The 13,640-nt window shown below is 70.4% G+C and carries 11 protein-coding genes and 4 pseudogenes; 8 read left to right on the top strand and 7 right to left on the bottom strand.

Features of this window, described 5'->3' with window-relative positions:
- Positions 1–511, top strand: a pseudogene (locus ACLEQD_RS02900) (hypothetical protein); the annotation flags it as partial.
- Positions 512–592: 81 nt separating this feature from the next.
- Here the strand turns inward: ACLEQD_RS02900 and rimO are convergent.
- Genes rimO through ACLEQD_RS02920 form a run of 4 tightly spaced genes read right to left on the bottom strand, consistent with a single transcriptional unit; the run spans position 593 to position 5,322 of the window.
- Positions 593–1,993 carry a 30S ribosomal protein S12 methylthiotransferase RimO gene (gene rimO, locus ACLEQD_RS02905; protein WP_410381652.1) on the bottom strand — a complete coding sequence of 467 codons (1,401 nt, stop codon included), beginning with the start codon at positions 1,991–1,993 and terminating at the stop codon, positions 593–595.
- Positions 1,994–2,026: 33 nt separating this feature from the next.
- Positions 2,027–3,142: a hypothetical protein gene (locus ACLEQD_RS02910; protein ID WP_410381590.1), complete on the bottom strand. Its 1,116-nt coding sequence runs from the start codon at positions 3,140–3,142 to the stop codon at positions 2,027–2,029.
- Positions 3,143–3,153: 11 nt separating this feature from the next.
- Positions 3,154–3,651 carry a YajQ family cyclic di-GMP-binding protein gene (locus ACLEQD_RS02915; RefSeq protein ID WP_120578719.1) on the bottom strand — a complete coding sequence of 166 codons (498 nt, stop codon included), beginning with the start codon at positions 3,649–3,651 and terminating at the stop codon, positions 3,154–3,156.
- A 30-nt stretch (positions 3,652–3,681) separates the two neighbouring features.
- Positions 3,682–5,322: a ribonuclease J gene (locus ACLEQD_RS02920; RefSeq protein WP_410381592.1), complete on the bottom strand. Its 1,641-nt coding sequence runs from the start codon at positions 5,320–5,322 to the stop codon at positions 3,682–3,684.
- A gap of 148 nt (positions 5,323–5,470) precedes the next feature.
- Here ACLEQD_RS02920 and ACLEQD_RS02925 point away from each other — a divergent pair, with 148 nt between their 5' ends.
- From ACLEQD_RS02925 to ACLEQD_RS02940, 4 genes are all read left to right on the top strand, one after another.
- Entirely contained in the window at positions 5,471–5,875 is a 405-nt protein-coding gene (locus ACLEQD_RS02925; RefSeq protein WP_370469482.1) for a BlaI/MecI/CopY family transcriptional regulator, read from the top strand.
- On the top strand, positions 5,872–6,018 hold the full coding sequence (locus ACLEQD_RS02930; RefSeq protein ID WP_410381594.1) for a hypothetical protein: 147 nt from the start codon (positions 5,872–5,874) through the stop codon (positions 6,016–6,018). Before ACLEQD_RS02925 ends, ACLEQD_RS02930 begins: the two co-directional genes overlap by 4 nt.
- The gene (locus ACLEQD_RS02935; RefSeq protein WP_410381596.1) at positions 6,015–7,460 is read left to right on the top strand and encodes a transglycosylase SLT domain-containing protein; all 1,446 of its coding nucleotides are present in this window, start codon (positions 6,015–6,017) and stop codon (positions 7,458–7,460) included. The genes ACLEQD_RS02930 and ACLEQD_RS02935 overlap by 4 nt, the downstream gene beginning before the upstream one ends.
- A 179-nt stretch (positions 7,461–7,639) precedes the next feature.
- Positions 7,640–8,440, top strand: coding sequence for a hypothetical protein (locus ACLEQD_RS02940; protein WP_410381598.1), 801 nt, complete (start codon positions 7,640–7,642; stop codon positions 8,438–8,440).
- Between the two features lie 4 nt (positions 8,441–8,444).
- Here ACLEQD_RS02940 and ACLEQD_RS02945 read toward each other — a convergent pair.
- Positions 8,445–8,885: pseudogene (locus ACLEQD_RS02945) on the bottom strand (AAA family ATPase); the annotation flags it as partial.
- A 451-nt stretch (positions 8,886–9,336) separates the two neighbouring features.
- On the opposite strand from ACLEQD_RS02945, the pseudogene def reads away from it, so the two are divergent.
- Positions 9,337–9,962, top strand: a pseudogene (def, locus tag ACLEQD_RS02950) (peptide deformylase).
- Positions 9,959–11,025: pseudogene (locus tag ACLEQD_RS02955) on the top strand (NADH:flavin oxidoreductase/NADH oxidase). Before def ends, ACLEQD_RS02955 begins: the two co-directional pseudogenes overlap by 4 nt.
- 22 nt (positions 11,026–11,047) lie before the next feature.
- On the opposite strand, the gene ACLEQD_RS02960 reads toward ACLEQD_RS02955, so the two are convergent.
- Together ACLEQD_RS02960 and ACLEQD_RS02965 are read right to left on the bottom strand one after the other, a co-directional pair.
- Positions 11,048–11,941: a type VI immunity family protein gene (locus tag ACLEQD_RS02960; RefSeq protein WP_410381600.1), complete on the bottom strand. Its 894-nt coding sequence runs from the start codon at positions 11,939–11,941 to the stop codon at positions 11,048–11,050.
- Positions 11,942–11,944: 3 nt separating this feature from the next.
- Positions 11,945–12,529 carry a hypothetical protein gene (locus tag ACLEQD_RS02965; protein ID WP_410381602.1) on the bottom strand — a complete coding sequence of 195 codons (585 nt, stop codon included), beginning with the start codon at positions 12,527–12,529 and terminating at the stop codon, positions 11,945–11,947.
- A gap of 254 nt (positions 12,530–12,783) precedes the next feature.
- Here ACLEQD_RS02965 and ACLEQD_RS02970 point away from each other — a divergent pair, with 254 nt between their 5' ends.
- The gene (locus ACLEQD_RS02970) at positions 12,784–13,632 is read left to right on the top strand and encodes an MBL fold metallo-hydrolase (RefSeq protein WP_410381603.1); all 849 of its coding nucleotides are present in this window, start codon (positions 12,784–12,786) and stop codon (positions 13,630–13,632) included.
- Positions 13,633–13,640 lie beyond the last annotated feature (8 nt).

Here is a 13,640-nt window from a genome sequence, read left to right on the forward strand (position 1 = left end):
CGGAGGCCGGCAGCAGTGCGCGGGCGAGGGCGGCGCGTTCAGCGAGGAGGCCTGCTACGGCGTCTTCGTGCGCGCGGAGCCCGACGGCGCGGTGGCCCTCTCCGGCCAGGTGCTCCGGGACGTGCCCGAGGGCGTGCGCCTCTACGTGGAGCCCCGGGGCGCGGATGGCCAGCGCCTGGAGACGGGCTGTCAGGTGGGCCTGAGCTTCCCCACCACCACGCGCGGGGCCAACACGCAGCACCGGCTGCCGTGGGCGTCCCTGGCGAAGACCTGCCCGCGTGCCACGCCGCGCTGCGGGCGCGCGGGCTACGCCGTGTCGCTGGTGGAGGAGGGGCGCCAGCCCGAGTGCCCCACGACGTGCGCCTTCGTCACGGAGTCCGCGTCGCGGCGCACCGTCTGCGAGTGCCAGCCCACGCCGCTGGGCGAGGGCGTGGCGGTGCCGACGAAGGGCTCGGGCCCGCAGCCTCCTCCTGTCGAGGAGCGCGAGCTGGAGCCCGAGGATCCGAAGTAGGGGCCACGAACGGCTCGGGCCCGCGACCGCCTCCGTGAGGAGGGCGGGGCGGGCCCGGGGCACTGCCTTGGTGGATGCGGACTACTCCGGCCGCGGCTCCGGCGGACGCACCATCGCCTTCAGCGGGATGGGCGCGGGATGGGCCTCGCGCGGGGTGTGCTCGCGCTGCTTCGGATCCGGACGCTCCACCACGCGGGCGATGAGGTCGTAGTCGTGCGCCTCCGTCACCTCCACGGTGACGAACTCGCCCGGGTACGCCAGGCCGTCGTTGATGTAGACCTGCCCGTCGATTTCCGGCGCCTGGCCCTCGTGGCGGCCCACCAGCAGGTGCTCGGACTCCTCGCTGGGGCCCTCCACCAGCACGGTGAGCTTCTGGCCCACGAGCTTCTTGTTCTGCTCGCGGTTGATGCGCTTCTGGATGGCCATCACCTCGCGCCAGCGGCGCTCGATGGTCTTCGCCGGGACCTTGTTCGGCAGGTCGAACGCGGCGGTGCCCTCTTCATCCGAGTACTGGAACACGCCCAGGCGCTGGAAGCGCTGCTCCTTCACGAACTCCTTGAGCAGCTCGAAGTCCTCCTCCGTCTCCCCCGGCAGGCCGACGATGAGCGAGGTGCGCATCACCAGGCTCGGCACGCGCTCGCGCAGCTTGCCCAGCAGCTTCTTGAGGAACTCCGAGTTGCGGCCGCGCTTCATGGACAGGAGCAGCTTGTCGCTGGCGTGCTGCACCGGCATGTCCAGGTACTTGGCGATCTTCGGCTCGGTGGCGATGACGTCGATGAGCTCGTCCGGGAACACGCGCGGGTAGGCGTAGTGCAGGCGGATCCACTTCACGTCCACCTTCACCAGCTCCTTGAGCAGCTCGTGGAGCTTCGGCTTGCCGGGCAGGTCATGCCCGTACGCCGTCAGGTCCTGCGCGACGAGGTTCAGCTCCTGCACGCCGCTGTCCGCCAGCTTCTGGGCCTCCGCGATGATGTCCGCCACCGGGCGCGAGCGCTGGCCGCCGCGCAGCGTGGGGATGATGCAGAACGCGCAGGCGTTGTCGCACCCTTCCGAAATCTTCAGGTACGCCGTGTACTTCGGCATCGAGTTGATGCGCGGCGTCTCCGCGTTGTGGATGTAGTCCGGATCCGGAATCACCTGGCGCGGGGTGGCCTCCGCCGCCAGCAGGTCGCCAATCTGGGCGTACGCGCTGGTGCCCAGGAAGTGGTCCACCTCCGGCATCTCCTGCGACAGCTCCTGGCCGTAGCGCTGGGACAGGCAGCCCGTGACGACGAGCGTCTTGCAGGAGCCCGTCTTCTTCAGCTCCGCCATCTCCAGGATGGAGTCCACCGACTCCTGCTTCGCCGGTCCGATGAAGGCGCACGTGTTGACCACGATGACCTGGGCTTCGGAGGGCTCTTGCACGAGCGAATAGCCGCGGGTGCGCAGCGTGCCCAGCATCACCTCGGAGTCCACCCGGTTCTTCGGGCAGCCGAGGGTCATCATGTACAGACTCTTGGTCTCTTCCACGCGCGTCTACCGCTTTCCCAGTTGCGTCCGCTCGAAGTGGTCCGCACTCCAAACGAAGTTGATGATGGCGCCGTTCGAGTAACCGATGTTCAGCGCCCCCTCTTCTGCCATCTCCACCGAGGTGGCGCGACCCAGCGCACAGGTGGCGGCCGGCCAGTCGAGCACCCGCTGGGCCGTCTTCCCTGACACCACGTAGAGCCCCATCCGGAGCTCGTCGTCGGAGTCGCATTGACCCTCGACGGCATAGGGATTCTTCCCAGTGAGCACGGTGACGACCGGCCGTCCGTCCGGCAGGCGCAAGGCGTCCGGCAGGTTCACGCCCATCTTCTCCGCGTCCACGGCGTTGGGGGCCACCAGCGCGCGCAGCGAGGCGGGGGTGAGGGCCTTCTCCCCCTGCGCCCAGCTCGGGTAGCTGAGCACGCCCCAGCCCAGCCAGCCGGTGGGCGCCGCCTCCAGCGCGGTGACGCTCGGGGGGGGCTTGAGCTTGAGGTTCTTGCGCGCCTCGTCCGGCAGGCGCAGCGCCTCGCCGTCCGCCATCGTGCCGCCCTTGCAGTTGGTCACCGGCACCGCCTTGGCGCCCACCTGGTCCTGGTCCTCGTAGGTGATGCAGAGGTCCATGACGAGCGGCTCCTCCGCGGGGAAGCGGGGCAGGGCGCGCACGGGCACCATGGCCACCACCGACAGCGTGTCGCCCTGGCGGTGCACGGCGGCATTCACCAGGCCCTGCGCGAACCGGGGCGTGCCGCTGTCGGCGTCGGAGGTGCGCTGGCCGTCGAAGGCGAAGCGGTAGGTGTAGCCCGTGGCGGTGGGGCCCGCGTCCGGGAAGAAGAGGGTGAGGGTGACGACGTCGCCGGCGAGCAGCTGGTTGTCCGTGGCCTCCACGCCCACGAAGAGCGTGTTCTTGCGCCAGCCCACCCGGGCGGAGAAGTTCGCGGTGGCGCCTTCGGCGGGCAGCGGCTTGAGGACCAGCGGCGAGCCGAAGTCCTTGAGCCCCTTCTCCGGCCGGGGCGCCCTCTTGAGCACGGGCACCGGCTTGCTGGGCCTGGGCGCCTCGTCCTGCGCGAGCGAGGCGGTGGCGAAGAGCAGGCAGAGGGGCAGGGGGGCCAGACGGGCGGCGTGCATGCGGAGGGGCCCTAGTCGCGGAAGTTGGTGAACTGCATGTCCAGGCTCAGCCGGTCCTGCTCCTTGCGGAACAGCGCCATGGCCTCCTGCAGGTCGTCGCGGTTCTTGCCCGTGACGCGGAGCTGATCCGCCTGGATGGAGCCCTGCACCTTGATCTTCGACTCCTTGAGGACCTTGATGAGCTCCTTGGACTTCTCCACCGGGATGCCCTGCTGGAGCTTGATGGGCTGCTTGACGTTGGACAGGCCCGTCTTCTCGATGTCGCCGAACTCCAGCACGCGCAGGCTGATGCCGCGCTTGGCCAGCTTGCCGAGCAGGACCTCCTTGGCGGCCTGGAGCTTCTCCTCGCTGTTGGTCTTCAACGTGAGCGAGGAATGGTCCGGAGCGATGTCGATTTCGGCCTTCACGCCCTGGAAGTCATAGCGGGTGCTGAGCTCCTTGCGGGTCTGATTGACCGCGTTGTCGAGTTCAGCCAGATCGATTTTGGAGATGACGTCGAAGGAGGGCATGGGGGGGACCTTTTCGCGCCCTTAACATACCTACACCCGGACGACCAAGGGCACCACCAGGGTCCGCCGGGAGGTGTGCTGCTTGAAGGCCCGCTTCACCGCCTTGACCAGCTCCTCGCGCACCAGGGCGTCGTCCCCGCGCAGCTGGGGGTTGAGCTCCTCGAAGAAGGCCCGCGCCTCCTGGGCCACCCGGGACAGCGCGCCCTGCTCGTCCGGGCTGAGGCCCTGGCCGGACAGCTGGGGCCCCCCTACCAGCGCCTGGGTGTCGCGCCGCAGCACCACCGCCGCGGCCACCACGCCCGTCTCCGCCAGCCGGTTGCGCTCCACCAGCGTCTCCTGGGTCACCACCCCGTCCCCGGAGCGCTCCCGCAGGATGCGCCCCGTGGGTACGCTGCCAGTGAAGCGGCCCCGCCCCTCCTCGAACGTCACCACGTCCCCGTCGTGCGCCAGGAGCAGGCCCTCCGGGGCCATGCCGGCCTCGCGCGCGGTGGTCAGGTGTCGGTGCAGGTGCCGGACTTCCCCATGCACGGGGACGAAGTTGCGGGGGCGGACCAGCTCCAGGACCCGGCGCTGCTGGGGGCGGCTGGCGTGTCCGGAGACGTGCACGCCGGGCTCCACCTGGGCGTAGACGATGCGGGCGCCGCGCCAGTGAAGCTGGTCCAGCAGCGCGCCCACGGAGCGCTCGTTGCCGGGGATGGGGCGGGCGCTGACGATGACGGTGTCGCCGGGCTCCAGGCGCACGGGCCCGTCGCCGTTCGCCAGCTGGGTGAGGCCGGCGCGCGGTTCGCCCTGCGCGCCGGTGGTGAGCACGGCCACGCGGTGGGGCGCGAGCTTCGGCACGCTGTCCAGGTGCACGAAGAGCGAGTCGGGCACGTCCAGGTAGCCCATCTCCCGCGCCAGCTCCACGTTGCGCACCATGCTGCGGCCCTGGAGCGCGACGAGCCGGCCGGTGCGCTCGCACAGCTGCAGCAGGTGGCGCACGCGGTGGAGGTTGGAGGAGAACTGGGCCACGACGATGCGGCCCTTCGTCTCGTGGAAGAGGCGCTCGAAGGTGGTCTGCACCACGCGCTCGCTGCCGGTCTCCTCCACGTGCTCGGAGTTGGTGGAGTCCGACAGCAGGCACAGCACGCCTTCGTCGCCCGCCTCGCCCCAGCGCTCCAGGTCCGTCTTGAGGCCGTCGATGGGGTCCGGGTCCAGCTTGAAGTCGCCGGTGTGGATGACGGTGCCTTCGGGCGAGCGGACGATGAAGCCCACCGCGTCCGGCACGGTGTGCGTCACGCGCGTGGCCTCCACGTTGAAGACGCCGCCCACGGGGAAGGGCGTGCGCGGCTCGATTTCGCGCAGGTCCGCCTTCACGCCCAGCTCCTCCAGGCGGTTGCGCGCGAGCGCCAACGTGAAGCGCGTGCCGTAGATGGGGACGGGGACTTCGTCCAGCAGGTAGGGGAGCGCGCCGATGTGGTCTTCGTGGCCGTGCGTGAGCAGCACGCCCTTGAGCTGGGCCGCGTTGCGCTTCAGGTGCGTGAAGTCCGGGACGATGATGTCCACGCCGGGCATTCCCGACGAGGGGAACATCAGGCCGGCGTCGATGAGCAGCATCTCCCCACGACAGGCGAGCACCATGGCGTTGAGGCCGATTTCGCCGAGGCCGCCCAGAGGTATGACGTGGAGCATGTGCCCGGGAGTCTAAGGGCCCGGCTCCTCCGGTGCGTGGGAATCCGTACACCCCGCTCGCGCGAGCCTCCGCCCGCCTGCTTGACGGAATCCAACTAAAGGCTTAGTTGTATTGGAACTAAGGCTTTAGTTCGAAGCCGGGGAGGCCATGCCCGTGACGAAGCCGCCGTCCGCCGAGGAGTCCAAGCCGCTCACGCCGGTGGAGCTGGAGCTGATGCAGCTGGTGTGGAAGCTGGGGGAGGTGAGCGTGGCGGACGTGCTCGCGGCGCTGCCGCCGGAGCGCAAGCTGGCCTACACGTCGGTGTCCACGGTGCTGCGCATCCTGGAGCAGAAGGGCGTGGTGCACAGCCGCAAGGAGGGGCGGGGGCACCTGTACTCGGCGCGGCTGTCGCGCGAGGCCTACGAGGCCCAGAGCGTGCGCCACCTGGTGGCGACGGTGTTCGACGGGACGCCTTCGTCGCTCGTGGCGCGGCTGGTGGAGGCGGTGCCGCTGTCGGCGGAGGAGGTGGAGCAGATCCGCAAGCTGCTGGGCAAGAAGGGAGGCCGGGGATGAGCGCCTTCGTCCGGGACGTGCTGGCCGCGTACCTCACGGCGGCGGCGCTGGTGGCGGTGGGCTTCGGGCTCTTGCGCGCGGTGCTGGCGTCGGGGATGGAGCGGAGGCTGGACGCGCGGCAGACGCTGCGCGTGGGCGGGTGACGCTGGGGCTGGCGGTGCTGCTGCCGTTCGTTGGGCTTGGGGCGCGGGAGTGGCTGCCGTCGGCGCCGCTCTTCACGTTCGAGCGTTCGCTGGTGCGCCATGTCGCGCCGCTGACTCCGGCTGAAGCACGGCCCGTGCGCGGCGCTCCTCCGGGAGCGCTGTCTTCCGGCACGGGGCTGCCCTGGGCGTCGCTGGGATTGGGGCTGGTGGGTGTGGGGGCGTTGGCCTTCCTGGCGTGGGAGCTGCGGCGGTACGCGCGCTTGCGGCGGCGGCTGGAAGCGCTGCCCGTGCTTCGCCGCGTGGGCCGGGTGCGCGTGGTGCTGGGCGACGCGGCGGAGGGCGCGTTCTCCGTGTGGTTCCCCGGTGGGGGCGCGTGGGCGGTGGTGCCGTCCGGCGTGCTGGAGGACGCGGAGGCGCTCCGGCTCACGGTGCGGCACGAGCTGCAACACCACCGGCAGCGGGACACGGTGTTCGCGTATGCGCGGGTGGGGTTCGACAGCGCCTTCTTCTGGAACCCGTTCGCCCGGGCGTTCTCGCGGTGGTTGGCGGAGCGTCAGGAGTTCGCCTGTGACGAGGCGCTCGTCGCCGTGAAGCGCGTGTCCCCGGAGGCGTATGCGCGGTGCCTGCTCCAGGCGTCGCTGCGGGTCCCGGGTGCCTTCTCCCTTCCCGCCGGTGTCACCGGCATGTCCCACCCCACCGTCAGGAGGATCCGCATGTTGTTCCAGCCCCGTCCCCGCAGCTCCGTACGCACCCTGGGTCTGTCGTTGTCGCTGGCGTTGGTGCTCGCGCCGCTGGCGCTGTGGGCACAAGGCGCGGTGCGGGGGCGCGCGGTGTCGCTCACGGAGGCGCGTGCGCTTGCCGATGCTGGGAAGGAGGGAGACCTGCCCGTGGTGGTGGATGCCGCGGTGGTGGAGCAGCTCAACAGGTTCGTCACCACGCCGAAGGGGCGCGACTTCATGCGCAAGGCGCTGGCGAACCTCCAGACGCACCGTGAGGCGATGACGGGCACGCTGCGCTCGCGCTCGCTGCCGGAGGGGCTGCTCGCGGTGGCGATGGTGGAGTCGGCGGTGAGCAACCTGCCGGAGACGTCCCGCGAGCCGTCGATGGCGCCGGGACAGCGGGGCGCGGGCGTGTGGATGTTCATTCCGGAGACGGCGCGCCGCTACGGCTTGAAGGTGGAGGCGGGGCGGGACGAGCGGCTGGACGTGGCGCGGGAGACGGAGGCCGCCGCGACCTTGTTCCAGGCGCTGTATGCGCGCTACGGCGACTGGCGGCTGGCGCTCGCGGCGTACAACCAGGGCGAGGGCGTGGTGGACCGCGTCCTCGCGGAGACCGGCGTGCGCGACGTGAGCGAGCTGGTGCGCACCGGCAAGCTCAATGGCTACACCGCCACGGTGCAGGCCGGAGTGCTGCTGCTGCGAAACCCGCACCTGCTCGACTGAGCGTGGGGGCGCGGTGCCTGTGTGCGGCATGTGGACGCCGCGCCATGCCGCGTTGCCCGGGCCCGGACGCCGCATCTGTCATGCATCCGGGGAATGTCCCCGCCACCCCGGGGTTCGGATGCGCGCCACCCTGCTTTCGCGCGAGGATGGCGCGCTCGGTGCCAGGGGTGGGAAACGCCATGAAGATCGTCGCGCTCGTTCGTCCGGCCGGTGAAGTACCGGAAGCAGCTCAGGTGCTCGCCGCCGCGGCGGGCATGGCCCCGGCGGAGGCCCGCATGCGGTTGGCGCCGGAGCCTCCCGCCCTGCTGGCGCGGCTGGCTCCCGATGCCGCGGATGCCCTGGTGAAGACCCTCCAGGACGCGGGGCTCGCGGCGCTCACCATCGACGAGTCGGAGACCGCGGAGCGCGTCACGGCACGCACCGTGACGTTCGGCTCCTCGCAGGTGACGTTCACGCCTCGCGCGGGGGCTCCGCTCACGATGGCCTGGGAGGACGTGACGGTCATCCTCCGGGGCGCGTCGTCCCTGCGCACGCAGAGCGAGCACACGGAGAAGAAGACGCAGGTGGCGCTGGGGGCGGCGCTGATCACCGGCGGCCTGAAGATGACCAAGACGACGGAGAAGAGCGTGCGCGGCGCCTCGGAGGAGACGTCGCAGCTCCTCTTCGTCTTCGACCGCGACGGCCGGGGCGCCGTGCTGCCGGAGGTGGGCTTCGACTTCTCGTGCCTGGGGCCCGCGATGCAGCCGTCGCGCACCGCGAACATGGTGACCCTGGCGCGACTGGTGCGCGAGCGTGCGCCGGGCGCCTTCTACGACGAACGGCTGCTGCGGCTGGGACGCCGGCCCCTCCCCTTCGTGCTGGGCGGCTCGGTGCAGGTGGTCAGCGGCGCCACGTCCCACTCGCGCATCAACACCGCGCAGGGCCTGGACGTGCTCGCGGAAGCCATTCGCCTGGGCGTGGCGCGGGGCTACCTGCCCTGACCGCTCAGGGGAGCGGGGTGGAGGACTCCGGAGGGGGCCGGGAGATCCACGCGGCGATGAACACGTCCAGCTCCCCGCGCATCACGTCCTTCACGCGAGGCGTCCCGGCGCCCGTGCGCGGATCCTCCACGCGCGCTCCACGGCCCAGGAAGTAGCGGCGGGCCTCGTCGGTGCTGGCGCCCTGGCCGGCGACGACGCGCGCGGCGATGCCCTTGAGCTCGTCCAGCTCCCCGGCGCCAATGAGCGTGAGCACGCGGCCGGTGGCCTCGTCCTTCGCGGTGACCTCGTTGCGCACGCGCTGGAGGTATTCGCCCTCGCGGCTCTTCACCGGACGGCCCTCCAGCACCAGCAGCTCCCGCTCCACCTCCTCCAGCGGCCCGCCCCGGTGCACGCGCACGTACGCGCGCTGGCGCTTCTCGTCCTCCAGGCGGCGGTGCAGCGCGCTGAAGGTCTGGTGCGCGGTGCCGGGCATGTCCTCGGTGTACGTGAAGTACCAGCGCAGCTCGTCCAGGCGCCCGTAGAAGTGGTCCACCACCGCCTGCTCCTGTTCGGAGAGGTGGATGAGCTGGGCGAAGGCGCCGTCCGCGTAGCGCGAGGCCACCGTCTCCACCAGCGGGTCGCGGCTGCGCAGGCGGGAGAAGAGGAGGAACATCTCATCCCGGCGCGCGGCCAGCCGGCGCATGATGCCGGCGGCGTCGAGGGCGAGCAGGTTGCGCACGCGCGCGGTGGTTTCGTCGGCCTTCTTGCGGCGAGCCATGGTGCGACACAGCCTACCGTCAGTGGCACCCCCTCACGCCAGGGGCTGCCCCCTCCGTGGGGAACCGGGCGACCGGGCCCATGCCGGCCCCACGGCGATGCGGCGCGGCGGGAGAGCGGTTGTTACGGTGGGGGCCACCATGGTGCTCAAGATCGTCCAGGCGGGGGAGCCGGTGCTGCGTCAGCGCGCGCGCGAGCTGACCCCGGAAGAAATCGGCAGTGAACAGACGCGGCAGCTCATCCAGCTGATGCGCGACACGCTGCGCGACGCGCCCGGCGTGGGCTCGCGGCGCCGCAGGTGGGCGCGGGCGTGCGGCTGGTGGTCATCGAGGACCGGGCGGAGTACCAGGCCGGCGCGTCGCCCGCGGACCTGGCGCTGCGGGAGCGCTCGCCGGTGGCCTTCCACGTGCTCATCAACCCGAGGCTGGTGGTGGAGGACCCCACGCCGGTGGAGTTCCACGAGGGCTGCCTGAGCGTGAGCGGCTTCGCGGCGCTGGTGCCCCGGGCGCGCGGCGTGCGCGTGGAGGCGCTGGATGAGCACGGGCAGCCGGTGACGGTGTCGGCGCGGGGCTGGTACGCGCGCATCCTCCAGCACGAGCTGGATCACCTGGACGGCACGCTCTACGTGGACCGCATGGAGACGCGCAGCCTGTCGACGCAGGACAACCACCGGCGGCACTGGCTGGGCAAGAGCACGGCCCAGGTGCGCGCGGCGCTGGGGCTGCCGGAAGAGACGCCTTCGCTTCCCCGAAAGGACCCGACATGAGCAGCAAGCTGTTCACCCCCCTGAAGCTGCGGGACATCACCCTGCGCAACCGCGTGGTGGTCTCTCCGATGTGCCAGTACTCGAGCGAGGACGGCTTCGCGAACGAGTGGCACGTGGTGCACCTGGGCAGCCGCGCGGTGGGCGGCGCGGGGCTGGTGTTGACGGAGGCCACGGCGGTGGAGCCGGAGGGCCGCATCTCGCCGCAGGACCTGGGGCTGTGGAAGGACGCGCACGTGGAGCAGCTGGCGCGCATCAACCGCTTCATGCACCAGAACGGGGCCGCGTCCGGCGTCCAGCTGGCGCACGCGGGCCGCAAGGCCTCCACGCCCCGCCCGTGGGACGCGGGCAAGCGCGTGGACCCGGAGCATGGCGGCTGGACGGTGCTGGGGCCGACGACGGAGGCCTTCGACGAGGGCTATCCCGTGCCGGTGGCGCTGGACGAGGCGGGCATCCAGCGCATCGTGAAGGCGTTCGCGGACGCGGCGGTGAGGGCGAAGGCGGCGGGCTTCCAGGTCATCGAGCTGCACGCGGCGCACGGCTACCTGCTGCACGAGTTCCTGTCGCCGCTGTCCAACTCGCGGACGGACAGGTACGGCGGCACGTTCGAGAACCGGACGCGCTTCGCGCTGGAGGTGACGCGCGCGGTGCGGGCGAAGTGGCCGGAGTCGCTGCCCCTGTTCATGCGCATCTCCGCGACGGACTGGGTGGAGGGCGGCTGGACGCCGGAGGACTCCGTGGCGCTGGCGCGGCTGGTGGCGAAGGAGGGCGTGGACTGGTGGATTGCTCGTCGGGCGGCGTGGTGCCGTACGCGAAGATTCCCGTGGGTCCGGGCTACCAGACGCACCTGGCGGAGAAGGTGCGCAAGGAGGCGGGCGTGCTGACGGGCGCGGTGGGGATGATCCGCTCCGCGTTCCAGGCCGAGCACATCCTGGCCACGGGACAGGCGGACCTGGTCATCATCGCGCGGGAGCTGCTGAGGGATCCGTACTGGCCGCTGCGCGCCGCGAAGGAGCTGCGCTCGGACGTGCTGTGGCCGCACCAGTACGAGCGCGCGAAGAACTGAGCCGAGGGGAGGGGACGCCGGTTCAGTCGAGGAACCGGCGGTCCCACGCGAAGAAGTCCTCGTCGGGAAAGTCCGCGGGGCGCCGGGTGGCGTGGAAGGCCCAGGGCTCCAGGACGCGGGCCAGCTCCCGGTAGGCCGGAAGTGGCTGGTCCGGACCGCCGGCGAGCGGCTCGGAACCCAGGGTGACGACGGCCCGGGACGCGTCGAGGGCTTCCACGGTGGTGCCGGGCGCGTGGAGCTGGGAGCGCAGGAAGTCCACGCCGCCCATGGCGCTCAGCGAAGGCTCGCCGATGAAGGTCATCCAGTGCGGGACGCGCAGGCGGGTGCCGATCTCCCAGGAGACCAGATCCAACTCCATGAGGTCGACTCCGGGGTATTGGACCAATTGGGGAACCAAGTCCAATGTGACAGAGCCCATACCGAGAAAGCCGGTGACGGCCAGTCCCGCGTGCCCGGAGCTGAAGGGCAGCGGCGCCGCCAGCGCCAGCGCCAGTTTCCGGACGCTGTCGGGACCGTGGGTGTTCATCCATGACAGTGGAAGAACACATCGCACCGCGCTCACGTGCCCCGGATCGCGACGGAAGATGGCTGCATGGAGGTCCTTGCCGTCGAAGCTGAACTCGTAGCCGTCGGGGTAGGGCGTGTCATTGGTGAGCAAGACAGTCGACCTGGGCTGGCGCCGCATTTCTTCACGGACCACAATCCAGCCAGCCGTATCCAGCTCTTGCCATTCTCCCTCATCGTCCGAGTAGTGGGTGAGCGTCTGGGGTGAGATTGCGTGAAGATACGTCTGTAGGGACTCAGAGATCGCTTGTGTGACGTCCAGCGTAGTCTTGGGAATGTAAAAACAAAGGCTCAGGCCGACTTGTGTGACGGCTCTGTTTCCGCGGGCAATCTGCAGCGGTGAGGAGTTCATGGTTTACAGACCGGCTCCCAGATAGGGAATCACTTGAAGGACTTCGCGCAGGCCGAATGCCTGTCGGTAGATCTCACCCTGAGACTTGCCGTCGTAGGGATGTCCCGGCGGGTATTTTGGCCAGCGCGGACGTTTGTCGATATCTACACAAGGAAACTTGAAGTCGTAGGCTGCTTGAACCTGCTCTGGATTGCCATTGTGAAGAACGGTGTCCGGGACGAGAGAGCCTTTCAGTTCGCCAAGGCTGCCCCGGCGCCGAATCCGGTCCACCTCGGCGGGTGACAGCCACTTCACCTTCCCGCTGCCCAGGTCATAAAGGTATGTGGGCTCAAGACTGAAGCCACCCGGACGGAGTTGGTTCAGCTTCTCCTCCGTGCACTGCAAGGCGACCCGGTGCATCTCGTTCCCGAGCTGCATTGCACGGGTGATGGTCCGGCCCTGGGCGTCGCGGACCTGCTCCGTGCACTCATGCGGCGTCGGGCTCCGGGTCCCGAAGTTCGCGACGATGACCTCTTTTCGCGCCTTGTCCGCGCACTCCTCCAGCGCCTTCCTCACCTTCTGCGTCAACGCCGCATCCAGGATCTTCACGGCCGCCGCCGCGGAGCCTCCCGCCGTCGCGAACGTCCGGACGGCCCTGGGAATCACCGCCTCCTCTCCCGCTGCCTGGGCGCAGTAGGCGGGCTGGGTCCTGCAGGAGTTCGTCGCGCTGTCGAAGTCGTACTGACTCCGCCTGTGCGCGCCTCCGCACGCCTGGAGCAGCACCGTGCCCGTGAGAAGCCACATCCACCGTGGAGTCAACCGCACGAACGCCATCCTTCCGGAGTCCGCATAAGCTTCCGCGCATGCTGACCGAGGTTCAGGCGGGACCGTATACCGTGCGCGGTGTGTCCGTGGGTGGCGTGTACACGTCGCTCCTGGTGCCGGAGCTGGGGGTGCTGCTGGACGCGGGCATCCCCATCCGGTCCTTCGCCGGCACCGACCGCATCTTCCTCAGCCACGGGCACGCGGACCATGCGAGCGCGCTGGGGTCGCTGCTGGGCATCCGCGCGCTCGTGGGGAAGGGGCCTCCGTTCGTCTACCTGCCGGCGGAGATCGAAGCGCCCGTGCAGGAGGCGCTCGCGGCCCTGGGGCGCCTGCACCGGATGAAGTCCGAGATCCGCACCGTCCCCCTGCGCCCTGGCGACACCGTGAAGGTGCAGCAGGACCTGTGGGTTCGCGCCTTTCGCACGCACCACCCCGTGCCGTCGCTGGGCTACCAGTTCCTCCGCCGCGTCGCGAAGCTCAAGCCCGAGTACCGTGAGCTGCCTCCCGCTGAAATCGGCCGCCGCCGTCAGGCCGGCGAGCCCCTGTTCGATGAGGTCGAACGGCTGGAGCTGGCCTACTGCACCGACACCCTCTCCAACGTGCTGGAGCGCCAGCCGTCCCTGTTCGACGGCCGCGTGCTCATCCTCGAATGCACGTTCATCGACGCGGAGCGCACCGTGCGCGACGCGCAGGAGCGCGCCCACATCCACCTGGAGGAGATCGCCTCCATGGCGGACCGCTTCCGGAACGAGGCCCTGGTCCTGATGCATTTCAGTCAGGCTTACAGCCCCGCGCAGGTCCACGCGACGCTCCAGGCCCGGCTGCCGGCGTCGCTGCTCGAACGCGTGCGAGTCTTCGCGCCTGACTCCGGCCGCTGGTTCGGGTGAACGCCAGC

Origin of the sequence: Corallococcus sp. 4LFB, from assembly GCF_046520365.1 — a bacterium.
Taxonomy (GTDB): domain Bacteria; phylum Myxococcota; class Myxococcia; order Myxococcales; family Myxococcaceae; genus Corallococcus; species Corallococcus caeni.